15 protein-coding genes are annotated in these 13657 nt (G+C 63.6%); all 15 read right to left on the reverse strand.

Annotation, left to right across the window (positions count from 1 at the left end; all coding sequences use genetic code 11):
- Window positions 1–12: 12 nt before the first annotated feature.
- Window positions 13–801 carry a protein phosphatase CheZ gene (locus ABE456_RS05930; protein WP_156858294.1) on the reverse strand — a complete coding sequence of 263 codons (789 nt, stop codon included), beginning with the start codon at window positions 799–801 and terminating at the stop codon, window positions 13–15.
- 20 nt (window positions 802–821) lie between these two features.
- Entirely contained in the window at window positions 822–1196 is a 375-nt protein-coding gene (locus ABE456_RS05935) for a chemotaxis response regulator CheY (RefSeq protein WP_162241140.1), read from the reverse strand.
- A 105-nt stretch (window positions 1197–1301) separates the two neighbouring features.
- Window positions 1302–2042 carry an RNA polymerase sigma factor FliA gene (fliA, locus tag ABE456_RS05940; protein WP_346643123.1) on the reverse strand — a complete coding sequence of 247 codons (741 nt, stop codon included), beginning with the start codon at window positions 2040–2042 and terminating at the stop codon, window positions 1302–1304.
- Complete coding sequence (fleN, locus tag ABE456_RS05945; protein WP_264312203.1) at window positions 2039–2872, reverse strand: flagellar synthesis regulator FleN; 834 nt, start codon at window positions 2870–2872, stop codon at window positions 2039–2041. The genes fliA and fleN overlap by 4 nt, the downstream gene beginning before the upstream one ends.
- Before the next feature lie 93 nt (window positions 2873–2965).
- On the reverse strand, window positions 2966–4273 hold the full coding sequence (gene flhF / locus ABE456_RS05950) for a flagellar biosynthesis protein FlhF (RefSeq protein WP_346643124.1): 1308 nt from the start codon (window positions 4271–4273) through the stop codon (window positions 2966–2968).
- A gap of 11 nt (window positions 4274–4284) precedes the next feature.
- Entirely contained in the window at window positions 4285–6414 is a 2130-nt protein-coding gene (gene flhA, locus ABE456_RS05955) for a flagellar biosynthesis protein FlhA (RefSeq protein ID WP_156858290.1), read from the reverse strand.
- A 377-nt stretch (window positions 6415–6791) separates the two neighbouring features.
- Entirely contained in the window at window positions 6792–7934 is a 1143-nt protein-coding gene (gene flhB, locus ABE456_RS05960) for a flagellar biosynthesis protein FlhB (protein ID WP_346643125.1), read from the reverse strand.
- 2 nt (window positions 7935–7936) lie between these two features.
- Window positions 7937–8713: a flagellar biosynthetic protein FliR gene (gene fliR, locus ABE456_RS05965; protein ID WP_346643126.1), complete on the reverse strand. Its 777-nt coding sequence runs from the start codon at window positions 8711–8713 to the stop codon at window positions 7937–7939.
- A gap of 7 nt (window positions 8714–8720) precedes the next feature.
- Complete coding sequence (gene fliQ, locus ABE456_RS05970; protein WP_346643127.1) at window positions 8721–8990, reverse strand: flagellar biosynthesis protein FliQ; 270 nt, start codon at window positions 8988–8990, stop codon at window positions 8721–8723.
- A 21-nt stretch (window positions 8991–9011) separates the two neighbouring features.
- A complete protein-coding gene (gene fliP / locus ABE456_RS05975) occupies window positions 9012–9767 on the reverse strand; it encodes a flagellar type III secretion system pore protein FliP (protein ID WP_346643128.1) in 756 nt (251 codons plus the stop codon).
- Window positions 9767–10201 (reverse strand): flagellar biosynthetic protein FliO, encoded by a 435-nt coding sequence (gene fliO / locus ABE456_RS05980; protein WP_346643129.1) that lies wholly within the window; start codon window positions 10199–10201, stop codon window positions 9767–9769. Before fliO ends, fliP begins: the two co-directional genes overlap by 1 nt.
- A 12-nt stretch (window positions 10202–10213) precedes the next feature.
- Entirely contained in the window at window positions 10214–10681 is a 468-nt protein-coding gene (fliN, locus tag ABE456_RS05985; RefSeq protein WP_156858284.1) for a flagellar motor switch protein FliN, read from the reverse strand.
- 47 nt (window positions 10682–10728) lie between these two features.
- Window positions 10729–11697 (reverse strand): flagellar motor switch protein FliM, encoded by a 969-nt coding sequence (gene fliM, locus ABE456_RS05990; protein ID WP_027593022.1) that lies wholly within the window; start codon window positions 11695–11697, stop codon window positions 10729–10731.
- A gap of 9 nt (window positions 11698–11706) precedes the next feature.
- Complete coding sequence (fliL, locus tag ABE456_RS05995) at window positions 11707–12204, reverse strand: flagellar basal body-associated protein FliL (protein WP_346643130.1); 498 nt, start codon at window positions 12202–12204, stop codon at window positions 11707–11709.
- Between the two features lie 162 nt (window positions 12205–12366).
- On the reverse strand, window positions 12367–13629 hold the full coding sequence (locus tag ABE456_RS06000) for a flagellar hook-length control protein FliK (protein WP_346643131.1): 1263 nt from the start codon (window positions 13627–13629) through the stop codon (window positions 12367–12369).
- Window positions 13630–13657 lie beyond the last annotated feature (28 nt).

Consider the following 13657-nt stretch of genomic DNA (forward strand, 5'->3'; position numbering starts at 1 on the left):
CTAACGTGCTCCTTAAAAACCCAGGCTGGACAGCAGATCATCGACATCGTCCTGACCGGACACGACGTCTTCACGCTTATCGGCATGAATCTGCGGACCTTCACCCCGAGTCGGATGTTTTTCTCGATCTTTTTCTGCGCGCAATTGATCGTGGTCATGATTTATGCCGGCGAAACGGTCGACCTGGCTGGCCATCAGCACCAGCTTGAGCAGGTTGCTTTCCACTTCGGTCACCAATGTGGTGACGCGCTTGATCACCTGGCCGGTCAGGTCCTGATAGTCCTGGGCCAGCAGAATGTCGTTGAGGTGGCCGGCAACCTTGCGGTTACCTTCAGCGCTGTGCGTCAGGAAACTGTCGACGCGCTTGACCAGATCACGGAACTCCGGCGCCGCCACTTCGCGGCGCATGAAGCGCTGCCAGTCAGTGCTCAGGGCCTTGGCCTCGCTGGCCAGGTCGTTGAGCACCGGGGTGCTTTCCTCGACCAGGTCCATGGTGCGGTTTGCCGCGCCCTCGGTCAGCTTGACCACATACGACAGGCGCTCGGTGGCGTCGGTAATCTGCGACACCTCCTCGGCCTGCGGCATGGTCGGGTCGATCTGGAAGCTGACGATGGCACTGTGCAGCTCGCGGGTGAGCTTGCCGACTTCCTGGTACAGGCCGCGGTCGCGGGTCTGGTTCAGCTCGTGAATAAGCTGCACCGCCTCGCCGAAACGGCCGCGTTCCAGGCTCTCGACCAACTCCTGGGCATGTTTCTTCAGGGTCGATTCGAACTCGCCCAAAGACGTTTGTGATGAATCCATGGCGCGCCCCCTGACGTGACTCAGCCGTTGACGCGTTCGAAGATCTTCTCGATCTTTTCTTTGAGCACCTGGGCGGTGAACGGCTTGACCACGTAACCATTGACGCCGGCCTGGGCCGCTTCGATGATCTGGTCGCGCTTGGCTTCGGCGGTCACCATCAGTACCGGCATGGTTTTCAGCTTGTCGCTGGCACGCACTTTACGCAGCAGGTCGATGCCGGACATGCCCGGCATGTTCCAGTCGGTCACCAGGAAGTCGTAGTGGCCGTTTTCCAGCATCGGCAGCGCCGTGGTGCCGTCGTCGGCTTCGTCCGTGTTGGTGAAGCCCAGGTCACGCAACAGGTTCTTGATGATCCGCCGCATCGTCGAAAAGTCGTCAACGATGAGGATTTTCATGTCTTTGTTCAAGTAGACCTCCAAGCAGTCTCAAACGCGCTCGGCCCCGAGCGCGCATTCAATCAATTCGGTGCAACATGGAAAACGACTGCAACGACAGCGGGCTCAACGTGCCCGCCATTCCCCCAGGCGGCTGCGCAGGCGCGCGGCACACTGGCTGTGCAACTGGCTGACCCGCGACTCGCTGACCCCAAGCACCTCACCGATTTCCTTGAGGTTCAGCTCTTCGTCGTAGTACAGCGCCAGCACCAGGCGCTCACGCTCCGGCAGGTTGGCAATGGCTTCGGTGAGGGCAACCTGGAAGCGTTCGTCCTCCAGGCCACGCGCAGGCTCCACCTGGCCACTGGCCCCGTCCTCGTGCAGCCCTTCGTGCTCGCCGTCCTGCAACAGGTCGTCGAAGCTGAACAGGCGGCTGCCCAGGGTATCGTTCAAGATCCCGTAGTAATCATCGAGACTCAATTGGAGTTCGGCAGCAACTTCATGATCTTTAGCGTCGCGGCCGGTTCTTGCTTCAACGGTGCGCATTGCATCACTGACCATGCGCGTGTTGCGGTGTACCGAACGCGGCGCCCAGTCGCCCTTGCGCACCTCGTCCAGCATGGCCCCGCGGATGCGGATGCCAGCATAGGTTTCAAAGCTGGCGCCCTTGCTGGCATCGTACTTGTTGGCCACTTCCAGCAAGCCGATCATGCCGGCCTGGATCAGGTCCTCGACCTGAACGTTGGCCGGCAGCCGCGCCAGCAGGTGATAGGCGATGCGCTTGACCAGCGGGGCGTAGCGTTCAATCAGCTCGTACTGGGCGTCTTTCGCCGCCCGGCTGTACATCTTGAAGCCGCTGGCATTCATAGCACGGGACCCGCGCTGGTGGGTTGCACCAGGCGCTCGACGAAGAATTCCAGGTGGCCGCGCGGGTTGGCCGGCAGCGGCCAGCTGTCGACCTTCTGGGCAATCGCCTTGAAGGCCAGCGCACACTTGGAGCGCGGGAACGCTTCGTACACCGCCCGCTGCTTCTGCACGGCCTTGCGCACGCACTCGTCGTACGGCACGGCGCCCACGTACTGCAGGGCAACGTCAAGGAAGCGGTCGGTGACCTTGGTCAGCTTGGCGAACAGGTTGCGCCCTTCCTGCGGGCTCTGCGCCATGTTGGCCAGCACGCGGAAGCGGTTCATGCCGTAGTCGCGGTTGAGCAGTTTGATCAGGGCGTAGGCGTCGGTGATCGAGGTGGGTTCGTCGCACACCACCAGCAACACTTCCTGGGCGGCGCGGACGAAGCTGACCACCGAGTCACCGATACCCGCAGCGGTGTCGATCACCAGCACGTCGAGGTTGTCGCCAATGTCGCTGAACGCCTGGATCAACCCGGCATGCTGCGCCGGGGCCAGGTGCACCATGCTCTGGGTGCCCGAGGCTGCCGGCACGATGCGCACGCCGCCAGGGCCCTGCAGCATCACGTCACGCAGCTCGCAGCGCCCTTCGATGACATCGGCCAGGGTACGTTTGGGGGTGAGGCCCAGCAACACGTCGACATTGGCCAGGCCCAGGTCGGCGTCCAGCAACATGACCCTGCGGCCAAGCTCGGCCAGCGCCAGGGACAAGTTCACTGAAACGTTAGTCTTGCCGACGCCACCTTTGCCACCAGTTACGGCGATCACCTGTACGGGATGCATGCTACCCATGTCTGTTCTTTACCTTGTCTCGCTGGGACTCAGGCCACACGTAGGGCAATTCTGCGTACCCCTTGGCATAGCTACCTTGCACACGCTTCATCATCAACCCGCTCGCCGTGGGTTGTGATAGAGATCAGCGAACATGTCGGCCATGGCCTCTTCGCTGGGCTCGTCCTGCTGCTGCACATTGACCGCGCGGGTTACCAGCTGGTGCCCCCGTGGCAGGTGCAGGTCGTCCGGAATGCGCGGCCCATCGGTCAGGTAGGCCACTGGCAATTCATGACTGATGGCAAGGCTCAGCACATCGCCAAGGCTTGCCGTTTCATCGAGTTTGGTCAGGATGCAACCGGCCAGGCCACAGCGCTTGTAGCTGTGATAGGCGGCGGTCAGCACCTGCTTCTGGCTGGTGGTGGCCAGTACCAGGTAGTTCTTCGCGGCGATGCCGCGCCCGGCCAGGGTTTCCAGCTGCATGCGCAGGGCCGGGTCGCTGGCCTGCAGGCCGGCGGTGTCGATCAGCACCACGCGCTTGCGCAGCAGCGGCTCCAGCGCCGCGGCCAGCGACTGGCCCGGGTCGACGTAGGTCACCGGCACGTTGAGGATGCGGCCCAAGGTCTTGAGCTGCTCCTGGGCACCGATACGGAAGCTGTCCATGCTCACCAGCGCCAGATTCTGCGCGCCGTACTTGAGCACGTAGCGGGCGGCCAGCTTGGCCAGGGTGGTGGTCTTGCCCATGCCGGCCGGGCCGACCATGGCGATTACCCCGCCCTCTTCGATCGGCTCGATTTCGGGGATTTCGATCATCCGCGCCAGGTGCGCCAGCAACATGCGCCAGGCCTGGCGTGGCTCTTCGATCTCGCAGGTCAAGTCGAGCAGCTCGCGGGCGATCGGCCCGGACAGGCCGATACGTTGCAGGCGGCGCCAGACGGTTGCCTGCTGCGGCTTGCTGCCCTGCAACTGGTTCCAGGCCAGCGAGCCAAGCTGCACTTCCAGCAGCTCGCGCAGGCCCGACAACTCGGAGCGCATGGCATCGAACAGGCGCGGGTCCACCGGCGCCGGCGTGGCTGCGGCAGCGGCCTCGGGGGCATCGGCGTGCGGTTCGATCAGCGGCTCGGCGGCGGTCAGCGACTGCCCGGCAAACAATTGGCGGTTGTTATCGCTGCTGTCCTGGCGGTGGTCCAGTTCGGCCTGGGCGGTGGCGATGCGCGTGTGGGTCTTGCGCAGCTCTTCTTCCAGCTCGGCGTTGGGCACACGCGGGGCCAGGGCGGACAGCTTGTAGTCCAGCGCAGCCGTCAGTTCGACACCACCGGCAATGCGGCGGTTGCCAATGATCGCGGCATCGGCGCCCAGCTCGTCACGGACCAGTTTCATGGCCTGACGCATATCGGCGGCGAAAAATCGCTTAACTTGCATTATCCCCTACCTCAGCCGTTAGGGCCCACGGTGGCAACGATGGTGACTTGCTTGTTGTCAGGTATTTCCTGATACGCCAGAACATGCAAATTCGGTACAGCCAGGCGACCGAAACGCGACAGCATGGCGCGGATCGGGCCGGCCGTCAGGAGTATGGCCGGCTGGCCCTGCATTTCCTGGCGCTGGGCCGCTTCGATCAGCGAACGCTGCAGCTTCTCGGCCATGCTCGGTTCCAGAAGAACACCGTCTTCCTGACCTTGCCCGGCCCTTTGCAGACTATTCAGCAAAATCTGTTCCAACCTTGGCTCCAGGGTAATCACTGGCAGCTCCGACTCAACGCCGACAATGCTTTGCACGATGGCACGACACAATCCGACGCGCACTGCCGCCACCAGCGCGGCGGTATCTTGACTCTTGCCAGCGTTGTTCGCGATGGCTTCGGCAATGCTGCGGATATCGCGTACTGGCACTTGTTCGGACAACAGCGCTTGCAGCACCTTCAGCAAGCCCGACAAGGAAATGACACCCGGCACCAGTTCTTCAGCAAGTTTAGGCGATGCCTTGGCCAGCACCTGCAACAGTTGCTGGACCTCTTCGTGGCCGATCAGCTCGTGGCAGTGCTTCTGCAAGATCTGGTTGAGGTGGGTAGCCACCACGGTACTGGCGTCGACCACGGTATAGCCCAGCGACTGCGCCTGGGAGCGCTGGCCGACATCGATCCACACCGCCTCCAGGCCAAACGCCGGGTCACGTGCGGCAATGCCATTGAGGGTGCCGAACACCTGGCCCGGGTTGATCGCCAGTTCCCGGTCCGGGTAGATCTCCGCCTCGGCCAGGATCACCCCCATCAGGGTCAGGCGATAGGCACTGGGCTGCAGGTCGAGGTTGTCGCGAATGTGCACGGTGGGCATGAGGAAGCCCAAGTCCTGGGACAGCTTCTTGCGCACACCCTTGATCCGCGCCAGCAACTGCCCGCCCTGGTTGCGGTCGACCAGCGGGATCAGCCGGTAGCCGACCTCCAGGCCGATCATGTCGATGGGCGTTACGTCGTCCCAGCCCAGCTCCTTGGTCTCCTGTGCGCGCTGTGGCGACGGCAGCAGGTCTTGCTGGCGCTGTACTTCCTGCTGCGCCTCAAGCTTGGCTTTCTGCTGCTTCTTCCACACCAGGTAGGCACCGCCACCGGCCAGCAGGCCGAGGCTGAGGAAGGCAACATGCGGCATGCCTGGCACCAGGCCCATGACGATCATCAGCGCGCCGGACACCGCCAGCGCCTTGGGCGAATCGAACATCTGCCGGTTGATCAGCTTGCCCATGTCCTCGGAGCCCGAAGCACGGGTGACCATGATCGCGGCGGCGGTGGACAACAGCAGTGATGGCAATTGCGCCACCAAACCGTCACCGATGGTCAGCAAGGCGTACACCTTGCCGGCATCACCGAAGCTCATGCCGTGCTGCAGCATGCCGATCAGCATGCCGCCGATCAGGTTGATGAACAGGATCAGCAAGCCGGCGATGGCGTCACCGCGCACGAATTTGCTGGCACCGTCCATCGAACCGTAGAACTCGGCCTCCTGCGCCACCTCGGCACGGCGGGCCTTGGCCTGGGCCTGGTCGATCAGGCCGGCATTGAGGTCGGCGTCGATGGCCATCTGCTTGCCGGGCATGGCGTCGAGGGTGAACCGCGCGCTCACTTCCGAGATACGCCCGGCGCCCTTGGTCACCACCACGAAGTTAATGATCATGAGGATGGCGAACACCACGCCACCGACCACGTAGTTGCCGCCGATCACCACCTCACCGAAGGCCTGGATCACCTTGCCTGCGGCGCCGTGGCCTTCCTGGCCATGCAACATGACCACCCGGGTAGAGGCCACGTTGAGGGCCAGGCGCAGCAGCGTGGCCACCAGCAAGATGGTGGGGAACGCGGCGAAGTCGAGCGGACGCAGGGCGTAAACGCACACCAGCAGCACCACGATCGACAGGGCGATGTTGAAGGTGAAGAACACGTCGAGCAGGAACGGCGGTATCGGCAACATCATCATTGCCAACATCACCAGCAGCAACAGCGGCACACCCAGGTTGCCCCGGCCGAGCCCGGCCAGGTTGTTACGGGCGTTGCTGATTAACTGAGTGCGATCCACCGCGAGTCCTCTTGAAGCAAAACTTTGACGCCCACGGGGCGCCTGGCGCTGGCTTTGCAAGAAGCTTTCCAACTTTGCCTGGCGGGGGATTTATGTTGCCTGTTCCAGCCCCTTCGCGGGCATGCCCGCTCCCACAGGTACGGCGCCGCCCTTAAGAGCAGTGAAATACCTGTGGGAGCGGGTTTACCCGCGAAGAGACCAGCAGCCATGGCACAAGGCCAACTGATGCTGCGCTGGCCGAGCAGAGACTCCGCTTGCCTGTACCGGCCCTTTCGCGGGTGAACCCGCTCCCACAGGTGCGGCGTCGCCCTTGAAAGCGGTGAGATCCCTGTGGGAGCGGGCGAGCCCGCGAAAGGGCCGGAAGCCCTGGCACAAGGTCAACTGTCGCGGCGCAAATCCGGCGGAATTGGCAGGTCTTCTTTCAGCGGGTCTGGCCGCTTGCCCTTGCCCGCGCGGTACTGGCGGATCTGGAACACATAAGCCAGCACCTGCGCCACCGCCAGGTACAAGCCGGCGGGGATTTCCTGCTCAAGCTCGGTGGAGTAGTAAATCGCCCGCGCCAGCGCCGGCGATTCGAGGATCTGGATCTTGTGCTCCGCGCCAATTTCACGAATTTTCAAGGCCATGAAGTCAGTGCCCTTGGCCAGCAGCAATGGCGCCGCCCCGCCCTTCTCCGGGTCGTACTGCAAGGCCACCGCGTAGTGCGTGGGGTTGGTGATGATCACGTCGGCCTGCGGCACCGCCGCCATCATGCGCCGTTGCGACACCTCGCGCTGCAACTGGCGAATACGCTGCTTGACCTCGGGCTTGCCCTCGCTGTCCTTGTACTCGTCGCGCACTTCCTGCTTGGTCATCTTCATTTTCTTGTGCGTCTGCCACAGCTGGAACGGCACATCCGCCGCCGCAATCAGCAGCAGCCCGGCCGACATCCACAACGCACTCCAACCCACCACCTGCAAGCTGTGGATGATCGCCTGCTCCAGCGGCTCGTTGGCAATCGACAGCAAGGCCTGGCGGTCGCCGACCAGCACCACCACCGCCACCACCAGGATCACGAAGAACTTGGCCAGCGCCTTGAGCAGCTCGGTCAGCGCATGCATCGAGAACATCCGCTTGATCCCCGCCAGCGGGTTCATGCGGCTGAATTTTGGCTGCAGCAAGCTGCCGGAGAACAAGAAGCCGCTCAGCGCGATGGGCGCCACGAAGGAAATCACGAACAGCAGGATCAGCACCGGCTGCACCGCCCAGATGGCCATCTTGCCCGACGCCAGCAGGAAGGCGCCCATGGCCCGCTCGTCGACGATGATCTCGCGGGTCAGGCTGAAGTTCATGCGCATCAACGCCAGCAGCGTCTCGGCCAGGTGGCCGCCGAACGCCAGCAGGCCACCGGCGCCGGCCAGGGTCACCGCCACCGTGTTCAGCTCCTTGGAGCGCGCAATCTCGCCTTTCTCGCGGGCATCGCGCTTGCGCTTGTCGGTGGGGTCTTCTGTCTTGTCCTGACCGCTCTCGCTCTCTGCCATGCTCAGCGCGCCCTTGCCAGTTCACGCAGCCATTGCAGCGTTTCACTGGCCAATGCCTGGTAGTGCGACAGCACATCGGCCAGGCCAACCCAGAAAATGAACATGCCCATGACCAAGGTCAACGGGAAGCCGATGGAGAAAATGTTCAGCTGTGGCGCGGCGCGGGTCATTACGCCAAAGGCGATGTTCACCACCAGCAACGCGGCGATCACCGGCAGGATCAGCAGCAGACCGGCGCCAAACACCCAACCCATGCGCCCGACCAGCTCCCAGAAGTGGTTGACCACCAGCGCGTTGCCCACCGGCAAGGTGGTGAAGCTTTCCGTCAGCACCTCGAACACCACCAGGTGGCCGTTCATCAGCAGGAACAGCACGCTCACCAGCATGGTCATGAACTGGCTGATGACCGTGACGTTGACGCCGTTGCCGGGGTCGACCATCGAGGCGAAGGCCATGCCCATCTGCACCGCCACGATCTGCCCGGCGACCACGAAGGCCTGGAACAGCAACTGCAGCGCCAGGCCGAACAGCGCGCCAACGATGATCTGCTCGGCGCACAGCAGCAGGCCGCGCAGGCTCAACGGGTCGAACTCGGGCAAAGGTGGCAGCGCCGGGACAATCACCACTGTGATGGCCACCGCCACGTACAGGCGCACCCGCGCCGGCAGCATGCGGGTACCGATGATCGGCATTGTCATCAGCACTGCAGTCACCCTGAACAGCGGCAGGATGAAAGTGGCGACCCAAGTGCCGATCTGCGTGTCGGTCAGCTCCAGCATGGCCACATCAACCGATGAGCTGCGGGATGTTGGTGTAGAGGTTGGTGATGTATTCCATGAACTTCTGCACCAGCCACGGCCCGGCAACGATCAGCGTAACCAGCATCACCAGCAGGCGCGGCAGAAAGCTCAAGGTCTGTTCGTTGATCTGCGTGGCGGCCTGGAACATCGCCACCACCAGACCCACCAGCAGGCTCGGCACCACCAGCACCGCCACCATCAGGGTGGTGAGCCACAGGGCATCGCGGAACAGGTCGACAGCTACTTCAGGTGTCATCGGCGGCTCTCCTTGACGGCGTCAGACGCCGCCGAAACTGCTGGCCAGGGTGCCCATGATCAGCGCCCAGCCATCAACCAGCACGAACAGCATGATCTTGAACGGCAGCGAGATGATCAGCGGCGACAGCATCATCATACCCATGGCCATCAGCACACTGGCCACCACCATATCGATGATCAGGAACGGGATGAAGATCATGAAACCGATCTGGAACGCGGTCTTCAGCTCCGAGGTGACGAACGCCGGCACCAGGATCGTCAGCGGCACTTGGTCGGGGCCGGCGATGTCGGTGCGCTTGGACAGGCGCATGAACAGGTCAAGGTCGCTTTGCCGGGTCTGCGCCAGCATGAAGTCCTTGAGCGGCCCCTGGGCCTTGTCGATGGCCTGCTGGGCGGTCATCTGCTCCTTCAGGTACGGCTGCAGGGCGTCCTGGTTCACCCGGTCGAACACCGGGGCCATGATGAACATGGTCAGGAACAGCGCCATGCCGGTGAGCAACTGGTTCGACGGCGTTTGCTGCAGGCCCAGGGCCTGGCGCAGGATCGAGAACACGATGATGATGCGGGTGAAGCTGGTCATCAGGATGACGAACGCCGGGATGAAGCTCAGCGCGGTCATGATCAGCAGGATTTGCAGGCTGACCGAATATTCCTGCTGCCCGTCCGGGGTATTGGACAGGGTAATGGCCGGGATCGACAGCGGGTCGGCGGCCAGGGCCAGTGGCGCAGCCAGCAGCAGCACCAGGGTCAATAACGTACGCAGCGCGCCGCTCATCACTTCTTGTCCTTAGGGTCCTTGCCCATCAGCTCCATCAGCCGCTGGGCAAACTCCGGCGTCGCCTGGCGGGCGCTTTCCGGCACTTGCACGGGTTCGGCCAGCACATGCAGGGCTTCGATGCTGCCCGGGGTGTGGCCGATCAGGATCTGCTCCTTGCCCACCTGCACCAGCAGCAGGCGGTCACGCGGGCCGATGGCCCGGCTGCCGACGATCTCGATCACCTGCCCACCCTTCACTGCCGTGCTCTGCAGGCGCCGCAGCAGCCAGGCCAGGAAGAAGATCAGGCCCACGACCAGCAGCAGGCCGAAGACCATCTGCGCCAGCTGCCCGCCCAGGCTGCCAGGCGCAGCCGCCGTGGTCGCTGCCGGCGTGGCCGCAGCCAGGCAGGCCTGGCTGGCGAGCAGCGCCGCGAACGCCGCGATGGCGCGCATCGTGCCCTTCACTCAGCGCAGCTTCTTGATACGTTCGCTAGGGCTGATCACGTCGGTCAGGCGGATGCCGAACTTCTCGTTGACCACCACCACTTCGCCATGGGCGATCAGCGTACCGTTGACCAGCACGTCGAGCGGCTCGCCGGCCAGGCGGTCGAGTTCGATCACCGAGCCCTGGTTGAGCTGCAGCAGGTTGCGGATGTTGATTTCGGTGCTACCCACTTCCATGGAGATGTTCACCGGGATGTCCAGGATCACGTCCAGGTTCGGGCCTTCGAGGCTGACGTTTTCGTTAGGCTTCGGCGAGCTGGCGAACTCTTCCATCGGCAGGCGGCCTGGGCCGCTGATGCCACCGGTGTCACCGCCCAGCAGTGCATCGATGTCGGCCTGGCCGGCGGCACCGGTTTCCTCCAGTGCGGCGGCCCACTCATCGGCCAGCGCCTGGTCCTCTGGGGAGGTGATCTCGTTTTCGTTAGCCATGGTTTCCTCGACAGGCATTCAATACGTTATGAGCGACCGGCACGCCGTCAGCGGCGTTCGATCGGGTCGATGATCTGCAGCGCCAGGTTGCCCTTGTGCGAGCCCAGGCGCGCCTTGAACGACGGCACGCCGTTGGCCCGCAGCACCAGGTGCTCGGGCAGCTCCACCGGGATCACGTCGCCAGGCTGCATGTGCAGGATGTCGCGCAGCTTCAACTGGCGCCGGGCAACCGTGGCGGTCAACGGCACGGCCACGTCCAGCACGTCCTCGCGCAGGGCCTTGACCCAGCGCTCGTCCTGGTCGTCCAGGTCGGACTGGAAACCGGCATCGAGCATTTCCCGCACCGGCTCGATCATCGAATACGGCATGGTCACGTGCAGGTCGCCGCCACCGCCGTCCAGTTCGATGTGGAAGGTGGACACCACCACCGCCTCGCTGGGGCCGACGATGTTGGCCATGGCCGGGTTGACCTCGGAGTTCATGTACTCGAAGTTGACCGGCATGATCGCCTGCCAGGCTTCCTTGAGGTCGACGAAGCACTGGTCCAGCACCATGCGCACCACGCGCAGTTCGGTGGGGGTGAATTCGCGGCCTTCGATCTTGGCGTGGCGGCCATCGCCGCCGAAGAAGTTGTCCACCAGTTTGAACACCAGCTTGGCGTCGAGGATGAACAGCGAAGTACCGCGCAGCGGCTTGATCTTGACCAGGTTGAGGCTGGTCGGCACATACAGCGAGTGCACGTATTCGCCGAACTTCATCACCTGCACGCCGCCCACCGCCACGTCGGCGGAACGGCGCAGCAGGTTGAACATGCTGATGCGGGTGTAACGGGCGAAGCGCTCGTTGATCATTTCCAGGGTCGGCATGCGGCCCCGTACGATACGGTCCTGGCTGGTCAGGTCGTAGCTTTTGATACTGCCAGGCTCGGATGCACTTTCGGTCTGTACCAGACCATCGTCGACGCCATGCAACAGGGCATCGATTTCATCCTGGGACAGCAGGTCCTGTACGGCCATTGCGGACTCCTACTGCAATACGAAATTGGTGAACAGCAACTGGTCGACGACCGGCTTGCCGACTTCCTTCTGTGCCACTTCCTGAACCACTGCGGTGGCCTTCTGGCGCAGCATCTCCTGCCCCACCGGGCTGCTGGCCAGGGTGTCGAAGCCTTGCCCGGAGAACATCATCACCAGGTTGTTGCGGATCACCGGCATGTGCACCTTGAGCGCATCCAGGTCGGCCTGGTTGCGCGCTTGCAGGGTGATGCTCACCTGCATGTAGCGCTGGCGGCCGTTCTGGTTGAAGTTGACCACGAAGGCCGGGGTCAGCGCCTGGTAGATGGCCACTGGCTTGGCGTTGCTGGCCTCGACCTCGGTGGCCGGGGCCGGCTCGCTCTTGTGCATGATGAACCAGGTAGCGCCCACCGACAGGCCGATCGCCAGCAACAGGCCCACTACTGCCAGCAGGATCAGCTTGAGTTTGCCTTTAGTGGCGGGGTCTTTGACTGCTTCGCTCTTCGCCATGCCAATAATCCGTCGTCCATCGGGGGTTCAAGGGAGGATGGCTTGGCTTGAGCAAGTGTTATGCCAGATTTTGTGCAAGGAGGGATTTCGGCAGGAACAACTGTGCTGGCCTCTTCGCAGGCGTCGAACCGCCGCGAAGAGGCCAGAACAGGCAATCAATATTTAAGCGTAGTAATCCACCGCACTGTCGCCGACAACCACCTGCTGTTCCACAGGCCGGGCAGCATCGACTGCCTCACTTCCACCCTGCTCCGCCCGCCGCGCCGCCACCCCGGACAGCTGGCTGCCCTGCGCCTGCCCCTGCTGCTGTTGCCCGCGCGACTGGTCGGCCACGTTGACATCCGGCTGGGCCAGCCCTTGCTGAGTGAACAGTTCGCGCAGGCGGTGCACCTGGCTGTCGAGGGCATCACGCACGCCAGCATGGCCGCTGATGAAGGTGACCTGGGCCGGCTGGTCCGCCGCAACATTGACGCGAATGTCCAGGCGGCCGAGCTCTGCCGGCTCCAGCTGGATGTCCGCCGACTTGAGGTTCTGGCTGGACAGGTACATGACCCGGTTGACCAGCCCCTCGGCCCAGGCGTTCTGGTTCATCGGCAACGGCTGGTGCAACGGGCTTGCGTTAGCCGGCACGGCGTTGGCAGTCTTGGCCGTGGCCGCCTGGGTCAGGCTGGCCAAGCGGTTGGCAAAATCGTCGAGGCGCGTGTCGCTGTTGGCGCTCTTGGTGTCTTTCAGGCCATCTTCAAGCAAAGCGCCGAAAGCCTTGTCACCAGGCTCACCGGTTTCACCTTCGGCATTCTCGACCAAGTTCGCCAAGGTATTGACGGCGCCCCGCCCATCGTCGCCCTGGGCCTGGGAAGGATCAAGGGCATGTGCCGAGGTGCCGCCCTTGGCCTGGGCACTGTGCTCCAGCGCCAGGCGCAAGGTCGGCAGGTTGGCCAATGGGTCGGCGTCAGGGTCGAAGGCTTCTTCGGTGGCGGGCTCCTCAGGCAGCGCGGCGCTGGCCTGCACTTGCGCCGTGGCGGCCTGCAGCACCGGTGCCACTGCTTCGGCCTGGGCCTGGATCAGCTGAGCACCAGGTTGTGCGTCGGTGACCTGGCCCGCCACCAGGCTGGCATCGCGCAGCCCGGTATCGGCCTGGGCCTGGTCGTCGGCTGGCAACTTGTTGCCGTCATCGGCAACGCTGGGCTTGTCAGCCGGGTCTGGTTTGCCGCCCTGTGCCGCTTCGGGTTTGTCCTTGGGCTTGGCCTGGGCGACCTTGTCGTCCTGCCCGGCGGCCTTGTCGCGCCCTTGCTTGGCCATCACCTGGCCAAAGCCGTCGCCTTTGTCGCCCGGCGCCTGCAGCGGTTTTTCCACCTGCGCGCCAGCCGCACGCGAGGTGTTACCAAGGGCGTTGGCTTGCAACAAAGGGTTGGGTGCGACAGGCATTGAGCGATCTCCGCGCCAGAAACAAAAA

The organism is Pseudomonas sp. TWI929, assembly GCF_039673335.1.
Lineage (GTDB): Bacteria > Pseudomonadota > Gammaproteobacteria > Pseudomonadales > Pseudomonadaceae > Aquipseudomonas.